Annotated in this window: 20 protein-coding genes; 7 read left to right on the plus strand and 13 right to left on the minus strand. The window is 60.9% G+C overall.

Annotated elements, in window-relative coordinates:
- Positions 1-5: 5 nt before the first annotated feature.
- From BLW50_RS28255 to BLW50_RS28275, 5 genes are all read right to left on the minus strand, one after another.
- Positions 6-716, minus strand: coding sequence for an ABC transporter ATP-binding protein (locus BLW50_RS28255; protein WP_090710041.1), 711 nt, complete (start codon positions 714-716; stop codon positions 6-8).
- The gene (locus tag BLW50_RS28260) at positions 703-1,464 is read right to left on the minus strand and encodes an ABC transporter ATP-binding protein (RefSeq protein WP_090710046.1); all 762 of its coding nucleotides are present in this window, start codon (positions 1,462-1,464) and stop codon (positions 703-705) included. Before BLW50_RS28260 ends, BLW50_RS28255 begins: the two co-directional genes overlap by 14 nt.
- Positions 1,461-2,309, minus strand: coding sequence for a branched-chain amino acid ABC transporter permease (locus BLW50_RS28265; protein WP_090710049.1), 849 nt, complete (start codon positions 2,307-2,309; stop codon positions 1,461-1,463). Before BLW50_RS28265 ends, BLW50_RS28260 begins: the two co-directional genes overlap by 4 nt.
- Entirely contained in the window at positions 2,306-3,172 is an 867-nt protein-coding gene (locus tag BLW50_RS28270; RefSeq protein WP_090710052.1) for a branched-chain amino acid ABC transporter permease, read from the minus strand. The genes BLW50_RS28265 and BLW50_RS28270 overlap by 4 nt, the downstream gene beginning before the upstream one ends.
- A gap of 96 nt (positions 3,173-3,268) precedes the next feature.
- Complete coding sequence (locus BLW50_RS28275; protein ID WP_090710055.1) at positions 3,269-4,441, minus strand: ABC transporter substrate-binding protein; 1,173 nt, start codon at positions 4,439-4,441, stop codon at positions 3,269-3,271.
- 127 nt (positions 4,442-4,568) lie between these two features.
- Between BLW50_RS28275 and BLW50_RS28280 the strand changes: the two genes are divergently transcribed.
- The 5 genes from BLW50_RS28280 (at position 4,569) to BLW50_RS28300 (ending at position 9,931) form a co-directional block, all read left to right on the plus strand.
- Complete coding sequence (locus BLW50_RS28280) at positions 4,569-6,440, plus strand: LysR family transcriptional regulator (protein ID WP_090710057.1); 1,872 nt, start codon at positions 4,569-4,571, stop codon at positions 6,438-6,440.
- Positions 6,441-6,612: 172 nt separating this feature from the next.
- Positions 6,613-7,011, plus strand: a complete 399-nt coding sequence (locus BLW50_RS28285) for a WGR domain-containing protein (protein ID WP_090710060.1) — start codon at positions 6,613-6,615, stop codon at positions 7,009-7,011.
- 269 nt (positions 7,012-7,280) lie between these two features.
- A complete protein-coding gene (locus BLW50_RS28290; protein ID WP_244544509.1) occupies positions 7,281-8,753 on the plus strand; it encodes a sensor histidine kinase in 1,473 nt (490 codons plus the stop codon).
- Positions 8,750-9,358, plus strand: coding sequence for a response regulator transcription factor (locus tag BLW50_RS28295; RefSeq protein ID WP_090710064.1), 609 nt, complete (start codon positions 8,750-8,752; stop codon positions 9,356-9,358). The genes BLW50_RS28290 and BLW50_RS28295 overlap by 4 nt, the downstream gene beginning before the upstream one ends.
- Before the next feature lie 87 nt (positions 9,359-9,445).
- Complete coding sequence (locus BLW50_RS28300) at positions 9,446-9,931, plus strand: GlcG/HbpS family heme-binding protein (RefSeq protein ID WP_090710066.1); 486 nt, start codon at positions 9,446-9,448, stop codon at positions 9,929-9,931.
- Positions 9,932-9,977: 46 nt separating this feature from the next.
- Here BLW50_RS28300 and BLW50_RS28305 read toward each other — a convergent pair whose 3' ends face one another.
- Together BLW50_RS28305 and BLW50_RS28310 are read right to left on the minus strand one after the other, a co-directional pair.
- Positions 9,978-10,973 carry a Bug family tripartite tricarboxylate transporter substrate binding protein gene (locus tag BLW50_RS28305; protein ID WP_170850426.1) on the minus strand — a complete coding sequence of 332 codons (996 nt, stop codon included), beginning with the start codon at positions 10,971-10,973 and terminating at the stop codon, positions 9,978-9,980.
- Between the two features lie 47 nt (positions 10,974-11,020).
- Complete coding sequence (locus BLW50_RS28310; protein ID WP_090710070.1) at positions 11,021-12,640, minus strand: FAD-dependent oxidoreductase; 1,620 nt, start codon at positions 12,638-12,640, stop codon at positions 11,021-11,023.
- Between the two features lie 152 nt (positions 12,641-12,792).
- On the opposite strand from BLW50_RS28310, the gene BLW50_RS28315 reads away from it, so the two are divergent.
- Positions 12,793-13,710: a LysR family transcriptional regulator gene (locus BLW50_RS28315; RefSeq protein ID WP_090710072.1), complete on the plus strand. Its 918-nt coding sequence runs from the start codon at positions 12,793-12,795 to the stop codon at positions 13,708-13,710.
- Positions 13,711-13,977: 267 nt separating this feature from the next.
- Here the strand turns inward: BLW50_RS28315 and BLW50_RS28320 are convergent, their stop codons facing one another.
- The 6 genes from BLW50_RS28320 to BLW50_RS28345 are packed head-to-tail and all read right to left on the minus strand — an operon-like array spanning position 13,978 to position 19,347.
- Complete coding sequence (locus tag BLW50_RS28320) at positions 13,978-14,445, minus strand: MarR family winged helix-turn-helix transcriptional regulator (protein WP_170850427.1); 468 nt, start codon at positions 14,443-14,445, stop codon at positions 13,978-13,980.
- 29 nt (positions 14,446-14,474) lie between these two features.
- Positions 14,475-15,845, minus strand: a complete 1,371-nt coding sequence (locus tag BLW50_RS28325) for a cytosine deaminase (protein ID WP_170850428.1) — start codon at positions 15,843-15,845, stop codon at positions 14,475-14,477.
- Complete coding sequence (locus tag BLW50_RS28330; protein ID WP_090710079.1) at positions 15,845-16,636, minus strand: ABC transporter permease; 792 nt, start codon at positions 16,634-16,636, stop codon at positions 15,845-15,847. The genes BLW50_RS28325 and BLW50_RS28330 overlap by 1 nt, the downstream gene beginning before the upstream one ends.
- A complete protein-coding gene (locus BLW50_RS28335) occupies positions 16,633-17,394 on the minus strand; it encodes an ABC transporter ATP-binding protein (RefSeq protein WP_090710081.1) in 762 nt (253 codons plus the stop codon). The genes BLW50_RS28330 and BLW50_RS28335 overlap by 4 nt, the downstream gene beginning before the upstream one ends.
- Complete coding sequence (locus tag BLW50_RS28340; protein ID WP_170850429.1) at positions 17,391-18,401, minus strand: ABC transporter substrate-binding protein; 1,011 nt, start codon at positions 18,399-18,401, stop codon at positions 17,391-17,393. Before BLW50_RS28340 ends, BLW50_RS28335 begins: the two co-directional genes overlap by 4 nt.
- A gap of 25 nt (positions 18,402-18,426) precedes the next feature.
- A complete protein-coding gene (locus tag BLW50_RS28345; protein ID WP_090710087.1) occupies positions 18,427-19,347 on the minus strand; it encodes an ABC transporter substrate-binding protein in 921 nt (306 codons plus the stop codon).
- Positions 19,348-19,639: 292 nt separating this feature from the next.
- Between BLW50_RS28345 and BLW50_RS28350 the strand changes: the two genes are divergently transcribed.
- Positions 19,640-21,154, plus strand: coding sequence for a porin (locus tag BLW50_RS28350; protein WP_139267778.1), 1,515 nt, complete (start codon positions 19,640-19,642; stop codon positions 21,152-21,154).
- Positions 21,155-21,224: the final 70 nt, after the last annotated feature.

A 21,224-nucleotide genomic window follows, 5' to 3' on the forward strand; every position in this document is an offset into this window, starting at 1 on the left:
GTCACTCACTCATGCGCCGCATTGACGAAAACATCAAAGAGGTTCTCGTCAGCTTTGGCTTGTTTGGAAGAGCCGGAGAACGCCAGCACGCCGGACGTCATCACACAGACATTCTCAGCGAAATCGAGCGCACGCGCCGTGTTCTGCTCGACGAGCAGGATGGTGACGCCTTCTTGTTTCAGGGTCGCCAGCGCGCCGAAGCAAAGGTCGACCATTTTCGGCATCAGGCCGAGCGACAATTCGTCGATCAGCAGCAGCTTCGGTTCCGTCATCAGGGCCCGGCCCATCGCCAGCATCTGCTGCTCGCCGCCCGACAGGGAGCCGGAAATCTGCTTGCGGCGATCGGACAAACGCGGGAACAGATCATAGACGCGCTGGCGATTGATGCGGTCCCGCTGGACCGGCAGGCGATAGCCGCCAACCGTCAGGTTTTCCTCGACGGACAGATCGGTGAACAGGCGGCGGCCTTCCGGCACCAGAGCGATGCCCAGTTCGACGCGCTTCACCGGCGGCAGGCGCGTGATGTCCTGATCGTTGAACAGGATGCGGCCACCTTGAATGGTGGTGTGGCCCATGATCGCCATGATGGTCGACGTCTTGCCGGCGCCATTCGGCCCGAGCAGCGCCAACGAGGAATGGGTCGGCAGTTCGAAGCTCACGTCCTCGACCGCAACGACAGGCCCATATCCACAACTCAGATGTTCAAGCCGCAGCATGATCGTCGGCCTTTCCTACATAGGCTTCGCGAACAGCCTGATTGGCCATCACTTCGGCCGGGGCTCCATCGGCGATGATCTTGCCGCCGTCCAGCACCAGCAAACGCTTGGAGACACGCACCAGTTCGCTCAGATTGTGTTCGATCAGAACGATGGTCAGCCCTTCCGCATTGAGCGCGGCAAGCGTATCGGCTTGCTGCTCCGCTTCGCGGTGGTTGAGGCCGGCCAGCGGCTCGTCGAGAATGATGACGGACGGATCGAGCGCCAGGGCGCGCGCTACTTCCAGCCGCTTGAGATTGCCCAGAGGCAAGGCGCTGACATCACGGTGTTCCAGGCCGCCAAGGCCGACCTTGGCGAGCATTTCCGCGGCGCGAGACGTCTGCATTACCCGCCGCCAATGGAAGGCGGCGGTCAGCGGATTGGAGGTGATCTTATATCCCGCCGCCAGCGCCGTGTTGTCGAGCGCCGTCATCGAGCGGAACGGCCGCACGATCTGATGGGTGATCGCCAGCCCCTTGCGCACGCGCTTGGCCGTCGGCAGACGCGTTACATCAGCACCTTCAAGCATGACGCGGCCAGTGTCGGGCGTCAGAATGCCGGCGATGATTTTCAACAAGGTCGTCTTACCGGCGCCGTTGGGGCCGATCAGGCCGACGAACTCGCCCTTCTGGACGGAGAAATTGACATCCGTCAGGGCTTGAACGCCGCCGAAGCGGATGGAAACGGATTCGACTTGCAGCGTTGTCATGCCTTGCGCAGCCTCCGTGTGAGCGACGTCGCGATCCCGGCGAGACCGCCCGGAGCGAACCGCATGACCAGCATCAACACACCGCCGAAAATCAGCAGCCGATAGTCGTTGATGAAACGGAACGCCTCCGGCAGCAGTGTCAGAATGATCGCCGCGATCACCACGCCCCAGGTCGAGCCGATGCCGCCGATCACCACCATCGCCATCACCGTCACCGACAGAATGAAGGTGAAGGAATCGGGCACGATGAATTGGGTGAAATAGGTGTAGAGGCCGCCCGCCAGCCCGGCGATCGCCGTGCCGATGGCGAAGGCCAGCAGTTTATAAGTGGAGACGGGAATGGCGATCGTCCGCGCCGCCTGCTCATCATCGCCCACCGCGCGGAACGCGAAGCCGAGCCAGCTGCGGTTGAGATAGAGACACAACGCGATGGTGGCTGCGGCAAACAGCAGGATCATCACCGCATTGCCCTCGGGGCCGAGGCCGCTGGCGGGAATCTTGCTGATGCCCATTTCGGCGCCGAGCCACTTTTGCTTGCGCACGAAGCCGACGAACAGAAAGCTGACGCCGATCGTCGTCACCACGAGAAAATCTTCGCGCAGCCGCACGGAGGCGAAGCCGACGATGAAGCCGAGCGCGCCGCCCACCGCCATGCCGGCCAGCAAAGCGACCGGCACGGGATAGCCCGCGACCGCGCACAGCGCCGCCGCATAGGCGCCCGCGCCATAGAAAGCACCGTGGCCCAGGCTGAACTGACCGCAGAAGCCGCTGATCAGATTCAGGCTGACCGCCAGCATGATATTGATGCCGAGGATCGAGAGAAGACTGTAAGCATACAGGGTCATGCACGTGCCCCGGTCAGGCCCTGGGGACGCACCATCAGGACGATAATTAGAAACAGGAAGGCCAGCGCGTCGCGGTCGAGATAGGAACCGACCCAGATCGTGCCGAAGGATTCGACCAGGCCGAGCGCCAGCGCCGCGATCAACGTGCCGCGCATGCTGCCCAGGCCGCCCAGGACGATAATGGCCAGCGCCTTATAGCTGACGACAAAGCCCATGGTCGGCTCGACGAAATTGTTCAGAAGCGCGATCAATGCTCCTGCCAGCGCCGCCAGGGCCGACCCGATCATGAAATTCAGGTAGCGCACCTTGATCGCGTCAACGCCGAAACTGGTGGCGATGACGGGATTGGACACTGTCGCGCGCCAGGCGATGCCCATGCGCGTGCGCGTCGTGAACAGGGCCAAGGCAACCAGGCAGACCGTCGACAGGACGATCATCGCGATCTGCACCGTGTTGATCGTCACGCCGAACACATCGTAGATCTGCGTCGGATAGGGATTGCGCGTGAAGGTCAGCCCCTGTTCACCGAACACGATGCGGAACGCATCTTCCATAAAGATGAGCAGGCCGATCGAAGCGATCATCGCCACATAGGGCGGATGACTGAGCAGCGGCTGGTAGAGCACGCGATAGACGCCCATGCCGAAGATGGCCGACACGACGATGGCCACCACGATGCCGAGCGCGATACTGCCGGTGGCATTGGCGACGATCACGGTGATGAAGGCGCCCAGCGCATAGACGATGGCGTGCGCGATATGAAGAATCCGCAGCAGGCCATAGACCAGCGTCAGGCCGATGGCCATCAGCGCGTACATGCTGCCGAAGATCAGGCCGTTGAGAAGAAGATCGACGTAATACACAAATGTGATCCCACAGGAGAGACCGGATATCGAGACCGATCGTCAGGGCCCGGGCTTGCGCCCGCATTGGCCCTGACGTTACCCGGGTGAACCGCCTTATTCGGTCGGCGGCGCGAGCAGTTTCAGATCATCGATCCAGGTGAAGTGGCGGAACTGCCCGTCCTTCACAATATTGACGTTCATCGGCATGTTGATTTCGCGCAGCGGATTGAAGCTGACCAGTTTGCCAGCAAGATGCGGGAAGTCCTTCGTGTTCGCGAGCGCGTCGCGCACCTTGGCCTGATCCAGCGTACCGGCACGGTTGATGGCGTCAGCCATCAGAACGATCGCCGAATAGACGGTCGCGCCGACATTTTCACCAGGATAGCCGGCGCGCTTCTGGAAATCGGCCAGATAGGTCTTCAGCTCTTCGTTCGACGGGTCGCGGTTGAGGCCGCCGACGATATAGACGCCTTCCACCGCAGGACCGGCGATTTCGATGAGCTTTTGCGCATCGAAGGCCTGCGAGCCGATGATCGGCACGGTGATGCCGGCGGCGCGGAGCTGCGTCACCAGCGGACCGCCAGTGAAGAAATAGCCGGTGATATAGACCGCTTCCGGATTGTCGCGCTTGACGCTGGCGACGATCGAACCGAACTGCCGGTCGCGCAGCGGGTAAGAATATTCACCGAGAACTTTTATGCCGAACGTATCGACCGCGCTTTTGAAACCTTCGAGCGTCGCCTGGCCATAGTCGTTGTCCATCGAGATGACGGAAATCCGCTTCTTGCCGAGGGTGTCGCCGATGAATTTGGCGGCGGCGCGGCCCTGCGGCTGGCCAAGATGGACGGTGCGGAAGGCATATTCGCCGGTGCGCGTGATATCGGGATGCACGCCATAAGCGGAGATGAACGGCACTTTGGCGTTCTGGAAGATCGGCGCGGCGGCGCGGCCGGAGGCGGAATAGCTGCCCGACACGGCGAATTTCACGCCGTCCTGGCCGATCAGCTTATTGGCCGTGAAGACCGCGTCTTCGGTCTTGGCCTGATCGTCATAGGTCACCAGCTCGGCCTTCTGGCCGAGAATGCCGCCCTTGGCGTTGATGCGCTCGATCGCCAGCTCGGAGGCCACTTTGGCGGAGACGCCATCGGTGGCGGCCGGACCCGTCAGGGGAGCCTGGAAACCGATCTTAACCTGAGCGGCTGCCGGAAAGGCCGCCAGCGTACCGATCGCCAGGGCTGCGGCGCCTATTAAGGCGGAAGCGGAAACATAGGAAAAATGAGCTTTCATCGTCTTACCCTCTACCTAGGACGGAGCCGTTTTCGGCATTGCGCTCGGATCGTGCCGCCTTCGTCAAAAGCGGCAATTCTGCGGCAGAGTAAGCAGCCCCGCGCGCATCGACCAATATCGATTGAGAATGACGGATATCAGATTTTCCTATACCATCCTTCCGCGCGAAGGGTTGAAATTCATGGATTTTCGGCAGGTACAGTATTTCACGGCGGCGGTTGAGCAGCGCAGCATGAGCGCCGCGGCCGCAGCCTGCCAGGTGACGCAGCCGACTTTGAGCACGCAGATCCGTCAGCTTGAGATCGAATTGAACGATGTGCTCTTCGGGCGCACGCCGATTGGCCTGCGGCCGACCAAATCGGCGCAGCGTCTGTATCGAAAAGTATCGCCGCTGCTCGATGCCGCCATGCACGGCCTCCATTATGTTCGCGCCGCCGAGACCGCGCCGATCAGGACGCTGCGCGTTCAAATTCCCTATTCGGCGGCGAGCTTATTGATGCGGGCCTGCCGCCAAGCCGGCCAAGCCCTCGCGGTCAAAGCCCCGCAGATCAGAACCACTTATTTCCCCTCGGAGATCGGCCCCGCGCCGCGCGACGAGCTGATACAGATCGATCACGATATAGATCTCGCAGGAGACGGCACCGCGATCTCCGACCAATGGCTGCTGATCAGCATAGGCGGACCGGCGCAGGATCGCCGCGCGCAGCCGCGCGTCGAGACCCTGGATGGAGACATTAATCTTCCCGCCCTGCCACTCAGGGTGCGCGAAGCCTTGAAGAAATGGCCCATCGGCGGCGAATATGTTTTTCATCACCATGCCGAGGATGCGGATGAATTGATCGCCGTTCTGCTGGCACAAAACAGCGGACGGATTCTTGCGCCGCGCCTGGCGATCAATCCACGAATTCTGCAACATCCCCGGTTGCTCGTGCGCGATGTCACGAAAGTGCTTCCGCCGCTGCGCCTCACGATCACCTGCGATGATCAGGGCCGCCCCGAGCAGCGCGCCTATTGCGCGGTGTTGAAAGCGCAAATCGTCAAAGCCAAGCGAAACCCTGAAGAAACAAGTGAAACCCAGGCGCCTCCCGAGACGCGGCAATTGCGCTATTTCCTGCGTGCTTTCGAGGAGGGGTCCATGACCCGGGTCGCGGCAAAACTCAATGTCGTTCAACCGGCCGTCAGCATGCAGATCCGGACGCTGGAACAGAGCCTTGGCGGCACCCTTTTCACGCGCACGTCGCAAGGCATTCACCCAACGGCGCTCGCCTATACAGTGCGTGAGATCTACGCGCCGATCCTGGAAGCGCTGCGCCAGGAAGGACGCAACCCCACGGCAAAACCGCTGCGCGCACGCACCACCCTGCGCGTCGGTGTTCTGCCGGGACTAGACGAGGACAGTCTTCTTGTTCGCGCGATGACCGCCACGATCCTGCAATGGCAGAAGGCCTTTGCGAACGTCGAACTCAAGATCGTTGAATCGCACAGCGGCGTCCTGCTGGACTGGCTGGCCGAAAACGTGGTCGACATCGCCATCGTCGAGGATCTGCACACCCATACCGCGCTCAAGGAAACGGTGTTGTTTGCCGAACCGCTCTCGATTCTGACCGCAGCCGGACAATCGATTTGCCCGACAGGGCCCATCAAAATGGCCGACATCGGCAAGCTCGATCTTGTTTTGCCATCGCAGCGCCATGGCCTGCGCGCACTTCTGGATCGCAAATTCGCCGACGCCGGCCTGCCGCTCGTGCCGAAACTGGAGCTTGATTCCATGGCCGCCGCCATCCGCCTGGTGAAATCAGGCGGCTGGGCCACGGCCATGCCCGCATCGGCGGTGCGGCGCAGTCTCGAAACTCAGGTCCTTGAAGCCCACGCGATCGTGCGCCCCTCGATCCTCCGCCAGCTGCGTGCGGTCCGACTTTCTCGCCACCAGAATCGTCCGTGGGAAGGCAAGTTCAGCGATCTTCTGCGGGCGCAGCTGGCGCAGTTGACGAGCGTTTAGCTGCAGATGCCGTACCTGACAGTGAAGACTTGGACGAGACAGTATTGCCTTAGCTCAATCTGAGTTGAAGCGACCTTTCGGCTGGCAATTGATTCATTCCGTGAATCAATGCCATGACATGATTCAAAGAACGAATTGGACTGCCGACCCGAGACCGACGAGATTCCTTGGCATGTCCAACGATCTCGATTTTTCCATCCATCTTCGTCGCATAGACCATAGCCGCAACATGGCGCGCTTCTATTCGATCTCGCTGCAGCCCACCCTTTTCAGTTCGGCTTCGGTCGTTCGACAGTGGGGGCGAATTGGAACAATCGGACGACGTCGTATCGATCTCTATGACACGACGCAGGAAGCGAATCTGGAGCTGACGAAACTCCTGCGCCAAAAATGCCGCCGCGGTTACGTCGAGGTAGGCGGTCGCTTTCGAGCCTCGCCCACATTTTCGCATCCTCCTCGGCCCGGAGCGATCCTTCCCGACACTGCCGGAGCGAGCGAATTCACCATCCATAACTCCGTTCAAGTGCGCGCCAAGGGCCGCCGTACATCCTCGCCACCCAGAACGAGATGAAACGTCCCTTTCCCGCCTTAAGGATCAGAGGACAGCTTCCAGCCAACAACCGTGCAAATTGCCCAAGACTCCCAAAAGTGCACTATTGCCTTCCGGCATTCCTTGATCACCATTGTTCTCGATTGACGTTTAAGGACAACTTGCGTTGAACAAAAATTGCAACTTGCATTTCAGTTGCGCGGGAAAACTGCAAGAATGCTCCGATGATACGTGCTAATCGCCCTTTCCTTGAAAGCCCTCTCAAGCTGGTCGCCGTTGGGTGTTTTCTGTTGCTTGCTGCTGTCGGCACGCTTGCGATCATTCAGCGCCATACGCTGGCTGCCGAACTGGAGCAGGAAAGCATCATTCTGCATCGGCTCGCGTCCCAACGCGCCGACCAGCACGATGCGCACCTGACGGCATTGTCCGCAATTGCGGTCGCCGCGGAAGAAAAAGGACACGACCTGTTTCTTGATGTTGCCGCAACGATTTCGCGCTTTTATCCGCGCATCGATGAAGTGCAGCTCGTTCCTCTCGATCCCTCAGGACAAACAGTCGGTACGGAACCACTCGATCCGGTTGCCGCGGAGCTTGTCCGTTCGGCCGCCAAAGCCTCCGATGGGCGGATCGCCCTATTGCCGCATCCCCGGCGGACGCATCATTACATTATGGTCAAGCGCAGTCCCAATTCGGATGCAGCGCGTTACGGGTTGATGCTGGGTATTGATGCGGAAAAGCTGCTTGGCGAAGCGGAACCGTTCTGGTCGCGCCCTGGCGTCGTGCTTAGCCTGTCGTTGCCAGATGGCCATCCGCTTATTGGCCAAGTTGGGACGCCCGCGACAGTTCGCTTTTCAAAGGCGCTCGGCAGTGCGTCCCAGCCGTTGCCCTTTGAAACCGGAATGAAAATCGGACTTGCCGACCTCTATCCTCCCGTGCAGACAGGCTTGGTACTCATCGCTGTCTGCGTGGCCTATTTTGCTGCGCTCTTGGCCCTGCGCCAGCGAGCGCGTACCCGTGCGGCGATAGAGCAGGCACGGCTCAGCGCATTGGATTCGCGCCTCGCTCATGCTTCGCGTGTCAATGCCTTGGGCGAAATGGCAAGCGGCCTCACGCATGAGTTGACGCAGCCGCTAACCGCCATCCTTGCACAGGCGCAGGCCGGACGACGGATACTCGGCCGGGGAGATATAACGGCGTTGGTTCCAGTGCTGGACGACACTGTGGCCCAGGCACGCCGGGCATCCGCGATCCTGGAGCGGTTTCGCAACTGGTCGCGCCCGCAGACGGCACCGGCATCGGCGTTCGATCTACGTGAGACCCTGAGCAATGTACGCGCGCTGCTGGCGCCGCAAGCGGCCGCGCACGGTGCGCGGCTTGAGTTCGATATTCCGAGGGAGCCTGTTTCCGTGATCGCCAATCCCGTCGAGATGGAACAGGTGGTGTTCAACCTCGTGCGTAATGCCATCGAGGCGGCGAGCGATGGGGACGATGCGGGTCATGTCGCAGTTACTCTGCGGCAGGATGAGCGACAAACCGTACTTGAGGTTATCGACAACGGCCCCGGCGTATCCGAGGCGTTGCGGCCACGTCTCTTCACGCCATTCATGACGACCCGCGTCGAGGGCACCGGCCTTGGCCTGGCGCTGAGCCAGCGTCTGGTGGAACGCACCGGCGGAGAAATCGCGCTGATCAACGATGGGCCCGGCGCCACCTTCCAGGTCGTGCTGCCGCGCAAGGAGAGTGCCAAGGAGGTACGACAATGAGCCGCCCGGTTTATCTGGTCGATGACGACGAGGCGGTGCGTCGGGCCCTCGGCTTGCTTCTGTCCACCGTCGGGATCGAAACCATCAGCTTCGGCGACCCGCAAGCGTTTCTAGCCCAAGTTCCAAAGCTGAAGCCCGGCTGCCTGATCCTCGACATTCGCATGCCCGCGATTTCCGGGCTAAAGCTGCAGGAGCAGCTCACTGCATGCGGCATCGATTGGCCGGCCATCGTGATTTCTGGCCATGGTGACATCGAAGCCTGTCGCCGCGCGTTTCGCAACGGTGCGGTCGACTTTCTGTCCAAGCCGATCGACGAGCAGGACTTGATCGACGCGATCCAGAAGGGGCAAGGCGCGCTGGAGCGTATACTCAGCCGCCGCGCCGAGAAGGCGGAGACGCTGGCATTGCTCTCAGCGTTGACACCGCGTGAACGCGAGGTCCTCGATCGGATCGCCGAAGGTTTTACGACGCGCCAGATCGCCGAGGGCCTCGGCCTGTCGCCGCGCACGGTAGAAAGCCATCGCGCCGCCATCGGCGCCAAGCTCGGCACGACCTCGCAGGCGGAGATAACGCGCTTTTGGCTCGAGGGGCGCGAAAATCCGTAGAACTACGGATGTTGCCGCAAGGCCTACGAATACCGGACACGTCGCGGCCGGATTAGCTTCCTTCCATTGATTGGAAAGGAGATCCTGATGATCCGCAACCTCGTACTGGCAATCACGTTTCTTGCTCCGCTTGCTGCCACCGCGCAGGAACTGCCGACCGCGCCTTACCTGCCGCTCGACCTCGCGACCAAGGCCGCGGATGCTGCGCTGAAGGCCTGTGTCTCCCAGGGCCACAATGTCAGCGTCGCCGTCGTGGCGCGCGACGGCTCGACCAAAGTGCTGCTGAAGGCCGATAATTCCGGTCCGCATACGGCGACGAGCGCGCAGGGCAAGGCTTTCACCTCCGCCGCCATGGGTCGTGACACGGCCGGTCTTGCCGAGTTCATTGCCACGAAGCCAGCCAACGCGGGCCTGCGCGACATGGATGCGCGCATGGTCATTCAGGCTGGCGGTCTGCCGCTTAAGCTCGGCAAGGCTCTGGTCGCCGGCATTGGCGTTGGCGGCGCACCGTCCGGTGACATAGATGCCGGTTGCGCTGCCGCCGGTCTGAAGGCGATCGACGCGGCTCAGTAAGCCAAACATGCAACACTATGCGGCCCGCCCCCGCGGTGGGCCGCGCCTACTCCGTTTGGACCTGAATACCAGCTTTTGAAACAACATCCTTCCACATTTTGATGTTGTCTTTGATAAATGCCTTGAAATCGATGGATCGCGCATCCATCAAATCGGCGCCCACCTGTTTGAACTGCGTCTGCAGCTCCGGGTTTGCCTTGATGCGCTCGCTGGTCTCTTTCAACGCTTTTGTGACGCCATCGGGCAAATTGGCCGGCCCGAGGAGGCCAAACCAGCTCCCCACCACAAAATCGCCGTAGCCGGCTTCGACCATTGTCGGCACATTCGGCAGCAAAGGCGATCTCATTTGCCCCGTTTGCGCAATGGCGGAAATCGATCCCGCCTGGACGAACGGCAGAATGACAGTGGGCGAGGTGGTCGTCATCTCAATCTGGCCGGAAATCAGATCGCTGATGGCCTGCGAGCCGCCTTTGTAAGGCACGTGCGTCAGTTTGATGCCAATGCGAGTCTCCAGAAGCGCCGTTGCCAGATGCGCGACCGACCCAACACCTGGCGACCCATAGTTGATCTTGCCCGGATTGGCTTTCGCATAACGAACGAAATCCGCGACGCTTTTGGCCGGGATGCTCGGATGAAGCGCGTAGACAAAAGGAGCGGCAGCAAAGAGCGTGATCGGCGTAAGGTCTTTTTCGGCATTGTAGGGAAGGTTCGTTCGAATGGCTGGCAACACCGCCAATCCGTCGGCTGAGCCCCATAGGAGAGTGTATCCATCGGCCGGCGATTTAGCGACGATATCGATGCCGAATGCCGATCCCGCACCGGGGCGATTCTCGACAACAACGGATTGGCCAATGGATTGAGAGAAGGCCTGCGCGAATATGCGCCCCAACGCATCGGTCGTTCCACCCGCGGCGAAAGGAACCACCAGTTTGATGGGTTTATCTGGATACGCCTGCGCAACGGCCTGCGATGCATAGAAGACCGGCAGCGCCATAAGAGCGGGAAGCGCCAATCTCAAGAGCGGTTTCGCGCTTTCGAACACAGAAACATCTCCCCTCATTTTTCCGCTTCGCGGTTATATGGGTCAGGTCAGACCGCCCTGCCCGACGCGCCCCTGATGCGATCGATGACTTCGATCCCGTTGGACGGAAGACTGTCGGATCGCCAAGCCACGTGCCCGTCGGGGCGAACAAGAACATATTTTCTCTCGTAGAGAGCAGCGACATGCTCTTCGCCAACGTCAACGACGCGCAGCGGAACATTTCGCGCTTTTGCGGCCTCAACCAACGCGATTGGGTTCTCGCTTCCCGGAAATCTGAGAAGAACGAAGCCAGCCCCGAAGGCATCGATGATCGACGACCCATCCGTCAGCCAGGCATGGGGCGCCCTATGCCCGGGCCGCGCGGTTTGCACATAGGCCGACGCGTCATCCGCAGGCATAGGTGTTCCGTCGGGAATGCAGATCGATGAATTCTCATATCGATAGCCGAGATTAACACCGATGGTTTCCCATTCCGTCATCGTGGCGGTGGTGATCTCCGCGCCAATTCGATCTCTGGTGCTTTGACCCTGCGCGTTCTCATCGAGAATGTTCCGGCAATTCGCTGCGGAGGTGAGATGAAAATAGTTCTGGGTCGCAACGCCGGCATTGCGCGTGCCGACCGGCTGACGTTCCAGGCTGTAGCTCGACAGAAGATGCTCACCAGCCCAGCCGCGAAGCGCCGCTTCGAGCTTCCAGGAGAGGTCGATCGCATCGCCAGCGCCCGTATTAAAGCCGAAACCGCCGGTCGGCGACATCGTGTGCGCGGAATCGCCCGCGATGAAAACACGGCCCTCCCCGTAAGACTCCGCCACAAGGCTTGCCCGTCGCCACGGCATGGTATCGATAATCTCAAATGGAATATCGTCGGAGCCGAGCGCCTTGCGCATCCAGCCGGCAGGGTCGAAGCTGCCCATGTCGATATGATCCTGCGCTCCAAGTACAGTCAGACGCCAAAGATCGCTGCCATTGACTGCTGTTAAATTGCCCCACGTTCCCGCTGGCCCCACAAAAATGTATCGCTCGGCATCACCCTTCGCGTGGGCCTGCCGCAGTCCTGGGATCCGGACCAATACGGCGACCGAATAGTCGAGCGCTTTACGACCTTGCAGTTCGATGCCGAGGGCCTCCCGCACGCCGCTCGCAGCGCCATCGCAACCGACCAGATAATCAGCTTCGATCGTAAAATCGCGATCAGAAGCCAGGTCCCTGACCGACACCTTCACGCCGTTCTCGTCCTGCTGCAGAGCTCGATATTCAGTGCGGTAGAGAAAAGTTACCTTGCCGCTTTTTCTCGCCCAGGACGCCAAAATCGGATCGAAGAACAATTGCGGCGACCGCTGTTTCTTCTCCGGCGACTGCGGCGGCATCACGTCCGCATCCATGCTGGGATAGACGTGCGTCCCCAGATTGTGGCCGACGATCGACGTGCAGAACACCATGCTGAGGCCGTAATCGCGTGGAAACCCACATTGCCGGATGTCTTCGGCGATTCCCCAGCGCCGGCAGAATTCCATGGTGCGGTTGGAGAGCGACCCCGCCTTGGGATGCTTCACAGCACCATCCGTCCGTTCGACGATAACGGAGGGGATGTCGCGATAGGCAAGATCAATCGCCAGGCAAAGCCCCACCGGCCCCGAGCCGATGATCAAAACAGGTGTCCTCTCCATCTTTCGCAACGCTTCCCCTGAATACTGTTCGCCTCGCGCAGGAAAGCCGGTTGGCAATCTGTCTACGCGCCTGCCTTGACGCAGTAAGGAACGGCGGATGGGCAAAATCGTCAATTTGTATTATGTAATTCATTGATCAGCAGAGGTTATCAATGTCCAAAGCGCCTGCCAAAGCCGGCCTCAGTCTTGTGCGCATCCGCAGCTTCATGGTCGTGGCGGAGGAGATGCAGTTCAGACGGGCGTCCAAGCGCCTGGGGCTGACGCAGCCCGCCATTAGCGCACATCTGCAGGAGCTTGAGGAATTCCTGGGCGTATCCCTGCTTCGCCGCACCACCCGGCAGGTCGAACTGACGGCGGAGGGAAAGCGGTTTCTCGTTCACGCAACCCGTGCCGTAGATCATCTCGACGTGGGCGTGCATGAAATGCGCGACTACGGCTCTCTCCAACGGGGGCGCCTCGTGATCGCCGCCGTCCCCTCGATCACCAGCAAAGTACTGCCGTTTGCGCTCGAAGCCTATGGCGCACAATACCCCAGCGTCCACGTCGAGGTCATGGAGATGATGGCCAGCGAAATCGAACGGGCTGTTCAAGACGGCGAAGCGGACATGGGCTTCATGCCCAAACCCGCGGGCCGGATGAGCCTGGCTTTCTCACCCCTGATCATGGACCGCTTCGCCGTGGTCGTTCCACAGTCGCACCCCCTGTCGAGACGCAGGACAGTGACGCTTCAGGACATTTCCGGCCAACCTCTGATTACGATGAAAAGAGGCTCGAACATTCGCGACAGTGTCGAAGCAGCATTCATCCGTCGCCGGCGGAAATTCGTGGCCCGTTTTACGGTCGCGCAGCCCGAAACCGCATTGGCGATGGTATCGGCCAATCTCGGCGTCACCGTTCTGCCGACCATCTATCTAAACGGCGATCTGCCGGTCGCCGTCGTCGCGATCGAACCGGCCATTCCGCGGGAAGTCGGGGTCGTCCGGCGCAAGGGTGGCCCTCTGTCGCGCACTGCGGCGGAATTTATCAAGCTCACCGAAAAGATCGTCAGAAACCGTAGATTGATCGGATAGAGCTCATTGGCAACCCACCAACTCTCCCAATGAGCTTCGCCAAGTCGCTAAAAGTTATGAACACGACAAGTACACTAAAAAAGATCGCGTCCCCATCGACCATGACGGCGTCAGACTCTTTCGAAATGATCAAAACCTATCAATTTCCTCTGCCAGAATGACCCAGTTCGCTTCCAATCGCATAGGCGACGGCTTTCCTTGCCAGCATCCGCCGATTCATTTGGTTGGACATGCGCCCCTTGGAGCTCAGCGGATCAAGGCTTCTCTCTAACCTTTACTTTCGTCGGCCAGAACTTTGGCACGCTCGATCAAAATATCGAGCTTCTCGATCAGGGCGCGCGTTTCCTTGGCGGAAAAACCTTCCAGCAACGTATTGTTGCGCTCGACCGCCGCCACCGTCAGATCGGCGTGCAGCGAACGGCCGGCCGCCGTCAGGGTCAATTTGGCCTCGCGGCGATCCTCCGGGCTTTGACGGCGCGAGACAAGGCCGCGCTTGGCCAGCGCCGCGACAGCGCGGCTGACCTGGGCCGCGTCAAGCAAAGCGTGAAAGGTCAATTCGCGGATCGAGATCGGCTGAAACACGCCGAGCAAGGTGACGACCTGCCACTCCACCTGCCCGAGCTCAAAGTTGCTCCGCGCTTGGTTCACCGCCGCGCGAGTCAGATATTTGGACAGGGTATTGACATGCGGCGCAATCAGATCGGCCGCGGGAAAAGAAGTTCGGGGGGCGCTCATGCCGTCTCTGCTTAAAAGGCGAACAAGCACTAGTAATGGCCGATCGGCGTTAAACTGTCGAGATCGCTGAACGCTGGCAAGGCGGCGGTCGAGCGGCGGCCGTTTCGGATCACGATGCGGTCGGCTTGCGGACGCCGCAGCCATTCGCCCATGCTTCGGGCGTTGAAAACAATCAGATCCGCCGACCCGCCCGGTCGCAACCGGCTGTCGAACCCCATCGCGGCCGCCGGCTGCGTCGTCACCGCCGCCGACCAGGCCGCCAGATTTGGCAGGTGCGCCGTCCGCGCCGTCTCGCGCAACACTTCCAGCAGGTCGTAATCGCCATAGGGGTGGAAGGGGTCGCCGCAATTATCGCTCGCCAGCGCATGGTCAATGCCGCAGGCAGCGATTTCCTGCAATGGCGGCAGACCGCGCCAGCGCGGCGTGCGGCCCTCGCCGCGATCCTGCAGAAAGGTGTTGATCAGCGGCAGGCTGACGATGCGCACCCCCGCCTGCCCGCACAGCGCGAGGATCGCCTCCCGTTTCGGGTCGTCGTGGATCGAAAGACTGCAGCAATGGCCGCAGGTGACGCGGCCAGACCAGTCATGGCGCAGGGTCGCCGCCGCCACAGCCTCCAACCCATTCGCCTGCGTGTCGAGCGTTTCATCTACATGCAGATCGACATCGAGATCATAGAGCCTGGCCAGCGCGAACAGAGCGTCGAGGGCGCGCGCTTGCACATTCGCCTCCTCTTCCGGCGGGAGCCCCATCACCCTGACCACGCCACCGAGCAATCCGCCGGCCGCCGCAACGCGCGCGCCCAGTCCTTTGGCGCCGTCCTGCAGATAGAATTCTATTGGCACCATAGCGACGAGTTGCAGCTTGATCCGATCGGCCCATTGCCGACGCAAACCGTCCATCACGCGCCAGGACCGCTCCGCTTGCGGCCCGAGCGAATCGAGATGGCTGCGCATGAAGGCGGTGCCGTGAGCCTCCGCGCAACGCAGAGCGAAGGTGGCACGGTCATGCAAATCCTGTTCGGTCCAATGGACGTAATCGCCGCGCGTTGCCTCCACCGCGCCCCACAAGGTGCCGCGCCGATTGTCGGCACGATGAGCGATATAGGTTTTGTCGAGGTGGGTGTGGAGATCGGCGAACACCGGCAAGACCAGGGCGCCGCCCATCGATGGGGCGTCGCTGCCTTCGCGCGCCGGTGCGATCGCCACGATCTGACGACCTTGGATATCGATATTGACGGCCGCCAGACCATCGCGCGTCGGCCGCACGTCGGTGGCTGCCAGCGCCCCAACGGGCACCTGGCAGTTGGACAGGCGAAGCGGGCCATCGGCCCGCTCCAAGTCTTTCAGCATCGAATCTTGCAGCATGAAGTCTTGCAGCATGTGTTGCAGCGGATGCCCCATCATTTCTCCCGCACCAATGCGCTCTCATGCCAGCGGCTCAGCAGCAGATGCGACATATACGTGGTCACCAAGAAAATCGCCACGCCGGTGAGCGAAATCAGAAACAGGGCGGCGAACATGCGCGGCGTCTGCAACTGATAGCTGGCCTCGAGAATGCGATACGCCAGGCCCGACGCTTGTCCGCTGGTGCCGGCGACGAATTCGGCCACCACTGCCCCGGTCAGCGATAAACCACCGGAGATGCGCACGCCCGTCAGGAAATACGGCATGGCGGCGGGGATGCGCAGGCTCAACAAGGTCTGGCTTTGCGTCGCGCCATAAAGGCGGAACATATCGCGCAGATTATGATCGACACTGTTGAGACCCACGGTCGCATTGGACAGAACCGGAAAGAAGGCGACCAACCAGGCACAGGCCAACAATGCCAGATAAACATTGTCGATCCAGATGATGAGCAGCGGCGCCACGGCGACGACCGGCGTCACCTGCATGATGACCGCATAGGGGAACAGTGTCGTCTCGATGGTCTTCGACAGGCTGAAGAAGACAGCGATGAGGCCGCCACCAACAACGGCGCAGACGAAGGCCATCGCCGTGATCTCCAATGTCACCAGCAAGGCGTGCGACAGGAGCCCCCAATCGCGGATCAGAGCTTCGATGATTTTCACCGGCCCGGGGAAAATGAACGGCGAGACATCGAAAGTCCGCACGATCACTTCCCACAGGACGATACAGATGATGCCGAGGCCGACAGGCAGGGCAATCCGGCGTATGTTTTTTGAATCGTTCATGCTGCTATCGCTTTTTCAAGGGCATGGGACGCTTTGCGACACAGATCGGCATAAGCAGCCGACGTGCGGAATTCCTCGCCACGGGCCGACGGCGCTTCAATGGTGAGATCATCGAAGACGCGCCCGGGGCGCCGGGCCATTACCACCACCCGCTCCGACAGATAGACGGATTCGAAGACCGAATGGGTGACGAAGATGGCGGTGAATCTCTGGCTTTCCCAAAGCTGCGCCAGATCGTTGTTCAGCCGGAAGCGCGTGATTTCATCGAGCGCCGCGAACGGCTCATCGAGCAGCAGAACCTCCGGCTCGGTGACCATGGCGCGAGCCAGGGACACACGCATCTTCATGCCGCCGGACAATTCACGCGGATAGGCGTTCTCGAAACCCGCCAGCCCGACTTTGGCCAGCGCATCGGCAGCGCGGGCCCGGCGCTCGGCCTTGGGAACACCCGCCAGTTTCAAAGGCAGCATAACATTCTCAAGCGCTGCCGCCCACGGCATCAAGGTCGGTTCCTGAAACACGAAGCCGATGCGCCCTGCCCCGCCCACACCGCTGATCGTGCCCGTGGTCGGCTCGATCAGGCGGGCAATCATCCGTAGCACCGTGCTTTTGCCGCAGCCCGATGGACCAAGCAGGCTGACGAAGCTGCCGGAGCGGATGTCGAGATCGAGATTTTCGACGGCCGTCGTTCCCGAATTGAATGTCTTGGAAATGCCACGCAGTTCCAGCGTGCGGCCCTCCTTCACCACGTCGGTCATTTCAACCCCACCCGCTTGTTGACGAACTGCAGGGTGTAAGCCTTGGACACATCGACATTGCCCGGCAGAACGCCACTGTCGACCAGAGCCTTGTAATAGTCCTTCCAACGCTCGTCGGTCATGGCGCCGATGCCGAGCTGGCGTGCATCGCCCGCTTCGACGAAACCATCGCGGCGCATCACATCCATCGCGAAACGGATATGGTCGTCGGACATGTCCGGGTTGTTCTGCTTGATGAGATCATTGCCCGGCTTCGCGTCACCGTTAAGATAGTCAGCCCAACCTTCGATCGAGGCATCGACGAATTTTTGAACAAAGTCTGGCCGGCTGGCGATCGTCTTGTGTGTCGCCGCTATGGTCACGGCATAGGGCCGATAGCCATAGTCATCGAGCAGGAACATGACCGGCTTTTCCATGCCGGCCTTCTGTAACGCATAGGGTTCGGTCGTCGCCAGGCCTTGCTGGATCGACGCCTTGTCGGCAAGGAAAGGCGCGATGGAGAACGTGTAGGGTTTGACGTTGCGATCCTTGAAGCCGAAACGTTGGCGCAGAAACGGCCAGAACGTCGCCATGCCCAAAGCACCGATATAGGCGGTGCGATCGACCATATCTTCCAGCTTGGCGTAGCCTTGGCCGGGATGGCCGAGGAGAACGCGCGGGTCCTTCTGAAAGATTGCGGCGATGGCGGTGATCGGCGCGCCCTCACGCGCCGCGTTGAGCGCCGAACCGCTGCTGCCGATCGAGAATGTCACCTTGCCGGAGATCAGCAATGGCGCCGGATTGCTTTGCGGATTGCCGAGTTGGATATCGACCTGCAGACCGTGCTTTCTATAGATGCCCTTGGCCACGGCCTGGAAAAAGCCGCCGAACTCCGCCTCGGCGCGCCAGCCGATATAAAGCGAGGCTTTTTCCAGCGGCGCCGTCTCCGGCGTCTGAGCCGATGCGCCAAAAGGCGCGCCGGCCAGCAGGAGAGCCGCGAAGCTCGCCTGGATCAATCGTTGTGTCATCATCCCTTCCCTCATTGTCTCGTCTTCAAGCGTCGAAAAAGCCGCTGCAGTCGATGGGCTTCTCCAGGAGGCCCGCACCATGCAAAACGCGGACCCAGCCGGCGTACATGTTCTGCACGTCCGGTGCGTTCAGCGGAAAAGCGTGGAAGAGCGTGGTCTGAAAACCAATCTCCCTGAGAATGCCGATCTGTTGTCCAGTCTGGCGTGCCATGGCGTCGAGCGCGGCGGATGGATCGTCATAAATGGCGGCGATCGCCTCGTTCAGAATGTCATTGGTGGCGATGAAAAGCTCGGGATTTTCGGCATAAGTCTTCTTCGTCGTCCACCAGTTGGAGACAAGCGAAGGATTGCCCGTCGCCGCCATGGCAAGGGAACCAGCTCCGAAAACCTCGTCCACCTCCCGCCCCAGACCGCGCCGGCGCATGATGGTGATGAACGGCTCGACGCAGATGGCGACATCCACCTCGCCCGCCGCCAGCGCGTCCGGCATTTTGTGGAACGGCATGGTCTTCCACGCGATCTTGTTCGTATCGACGCCATGGTTGTTGAACAGATAGAGCGGCGCCGAATGGGTGATGCCGCCATCAAGCGCGAAGGCCGCCAAGGTCTTGTTCTCAAAATCCTGCGGCTTTTCGATCTGAATGCCATCGCGCGCGACGATATTCATGAAATCAGCCGTATGACCGTTCATCGAGCCGCGCAGCGCCGCCGCCGAGACGAACTTGGTGTCGAGCCCGAAGCGCTCGCGCGCCATGATGGTCAAGGTTGGGCCAGAGAAGGAAATATCCATCTGGCCGGCGCGCATGTCCTCGATCGCCTGTACATTGGTGCGGTCGACGAAGACGGGATCGATCCCGCGCTTGCGGAACAAGCCGAAGTCAATCGCACAAAAGAGCGGCAGAAGCCCCATCATCGGATCGGGATGATTGTCGATTCTCAATTTCATGATTGTCTAGTCTCACTCAGATAAACGACCTGCGCCGCAGGCGTTTCTTTTGACGTCATACGCGCGGCAACACCGCACGCGAGCCCCTCGGCCGCGACGTTGTCTGCGCACCCTCCACCACATCTGAAAGCAACGCCGTGAGGCGATCGCTTCTCCTCGTGCTTGTCGCCTCGCTTTCAGCCGCGTTGACCCACAGAGAATTGCATGACATTATCATGTAAATTTTCGCTGTCAAAAATTTTTAGATCGCCAGGCAGGGGCGTGTGTGGACCTGCTCAAAAAAGGGGGACCGATGACGAGATTAGCTGTGGTGTTGACCAGCGGAGCGGCCATGCTGCTGCCCGTTGCCGCGCAGGCGGCGGATTTGCCGGGCCGCAAATCCGCGCCCGTCGAATATGTGCGCGTGTGCGACGCCTATGGTGCAGGCTTCTATTGGATTCCTGGCACCGACACCTGCCTGAAGATTGGCGGGCGCGTTCGTGTCGATAGCTGGTACACGCCGGCCAAGAATGCGGTGCAAATGCGCTCTGCCGGTGGCCCGGCCTATGCCGGGCCTCCCGGCGGCGGCAATGCCAGCGCCACTTTCGTCAGCGCCAATGCGGTTGATTCCATAGGCTGGTATGCGCGCGCGATCCTGACCATGGATGCGCGCACGCAATCGGCATGGGGAACGGTGCAGACCGCGATGACCTTGCGTTTCGCGGCACAATCCGGCCTGGCGCAAACAGCGCCCTATCTTGGCTACGCCTCCGGCCTTTTCGCCAATGCGGGCACGAATGCGCCGACCTTCATCGAAGCCGCCTATATCCGTTTCGCCGGCTTCACCATCGGCCAAGCGGCGACTAATTTCCAGTTCCTCACGGTCTTTCCGCTGCATACGCCATGGTTCGGTAGCTTCCCCGGCGGCACACGCCAGATCGCTTACACGGCATCGTTTGGCAGCGGTCTGTCCGCGACGCTGGCGCTGGAAAACCGGGGCGACATGCCACAGTCCGGCACGGCTGGCGCGCTCGGCTTCAATCCCTGGTCGGCGACAGCCGCCACGGCGACGGGCAACGGGCCGCAGCGTCTGCCAGCCGTTGTCGCCAATGTTCGTCTCGACCAGTCGTGGGGCGCGGCGATGGTGTCGGGCGCGGTGCTCGAAAACACCGCGAATTTCGCCACGCCGGCCGTGCAGGCCACGACGGGCGGAACCGGCCCGATGATGCGCAAGACAGGCTGGGCCGTCGGCGCAGGTTTGCGCGTCAACCTGCCGATGATCGCCGCCGGCGATCATTTTCAGGGCTGGATCTCTTATGGCGTCGGCGCGTTGGATTATGTGGCGTTCACCGGGATCAACAGCAATCTCGGCTTCACCGCGAGCTATCTCGGTGGCTTCCTGCGGGCGGACCGCAACATGACGATCTATTGCCCCAGCGCTGGCTGCACGCGCCCCGGCGCGGAACAGACCGGCGCGTTCAACATCGCCGGCATCTTCACCCACTATTGGACGCCATCCCTGCGCTCGCATTTCTTTGCCTCGTTGGTCCGGCTCACGCCAGGCACCGTGACCCGCAACACCGACTGGACGAACGGCGGCCTTTCGACCGTCACCAGCTGGTCGACGCAGGGCAGCTTGATCTGGTCGCCGGTCCGCAATTTCGATCTCGGCGTGGAGCTCTCTTATGCGCGCCTGTCGCAGCGTCTGGCCGGCTTCGCCGGTGGTGCACCCACCGCCGTGCCCTGCGCACCCGCCTCCCCCATGTGCCTGGCCAATATCAGCCCCGGCAACTGGACCGTGCGGATGCGTGCCGAGCGGGTTTTCTAGACTTCGATCTCATCGGCGGACATTTGCCTCAGCACAGAAAACCCACACCCTGAAGCGGCCAATGAGCGAA

Source organism: Beijerinckia sp. 28-YEA-48 (genome assembly GCF_900104955.1).
In the GTDB taxonomy this organism is placed as follows: domain Bacteria; phylum Pseudomonadota; class Alphaproteobacteria; order Rhizobiales; family Beijerinckiaceae; genus Terripilifer.

Bases quoted from the DNA above. Each gene is read 5' to 3' on its own strand.
- BLW50_RS28275 (WP_090710055.1), bottom strand. From the start codon at position 4,441: ATGAAAGCTCATTTTTCCTATGTTTCCGCTTCCGCCTTAATAGGCGCC.
- BLW50_RS28340 (WP_170850429.1), bottom strand. From the start codon at position 18,401: ATGACACAACGATTGATCCAGGCGAGCTTCGCGGCTCTCCTGCTGGCC.
- BLW50_RS28315 (WP_090710072.1), top strand. From the start codon at position 12,793: ATGTCCAAAGCGCCTGCCAAAGCCGGCCTCAGTCTTGTGCGCATCCGC.
- BLW50_RS28295 (WP_090710064.1), top strand. From the start codon at position 8,750: ATGAGCCGCCCGGTTTATCTGGTCGATGACGACGAGGCGGTGCGTCGG.
- BLW50_RS28325 (WP_170850428.1), bottom strand. From the start codon at position 15,845: ATGGGGCATCCGCTGCAACACATGCTGCAAGACTTCATGCTGCAAGAT.
- BLW50_RS28320 (WP_170850427.1), bottom strand. From the start codon at position 14,445: ATGAGCGCCCCCCGAACTTCTTTTCCCGCGGCCGATCTGATTGCGCCG.
- BLW50_RS28260 (WP_090710046.1), bottom strand. From the start codon at position 1,464: ATGACAACGCTGCAAGTCGAATCCGTTTCCATCCGCTTCGGCGGCGTT.
- BLW50_RS28300 (WP_090710066.1), top strand. From the start codon at position 9,446: ATGATCCGCAACCTCGTACTGGCAATCACGTTTCTTGCTCCGCTTGCT.
- BLW50_RS28350 (WP_139267778.1), top strand. From the start codon at position 19,640: ATGACGAGATTAGCTGTGGTGTTGACCAGCGGAGCGGCCATGCTGCTG.
- BLW50_RS28265 (WP_090710049.1), bottom strand. From the start codon at position 2,309: ATGACCCTGTATGCTTACAGTCTTCTCTCGATCCTCGGCATCAATATC.
- BLW50_RS28330 (WP_090710079.1), bottom strand. From the start codon at position 16,636: ATGAACGATTCAAAAAACATACGCCGGATTGCCCTGCCTGTCGGCCTC.
- BLW50_RS28310 (WP_090710070.1), bottom strand. From the start codon at position 12,640: ATGGAGAGGACACCTGTTTTGATCATCGGCTCGGGGCCGGTGGGGCTT.
- BLW50_RS28335 (WP_090710081.1), bottom strand. From the start codon at position 17,394: ATGACCGACGTGGTGAAGGAGGGCCGCACGCTGGAACTGCGTGGCATT.
- BLW50_RS28285 (WP_090710060.1), top strand. From the start codon at position 6,613: ATGTCCAACGATCTCGATTTTTCCATCCATCTTCGTCGCATAGACCAT.
- BLW50_RS28255 (WP_090710041.1), bottom strand. From the start codon at position 716: ATGCTGCGGCTTGAACATCTGAGTTGTGGATATGGGCCTGTCGTTGCG.
- BLW50_RS28345 (WP_090710087.1), bottom strand. From the start codon at position 19,347: ATGAAATTGAGAATCGACAATCATCCCGATCCGATGATGGGGCTTCTG.
- BLW50_RS28280 (WP_090710057.1), top strand. From the start codon at position 4,569: ATGACGGATATCAGATTTTCCTATACCATCCTTCCGCGCGAAGGGTTG.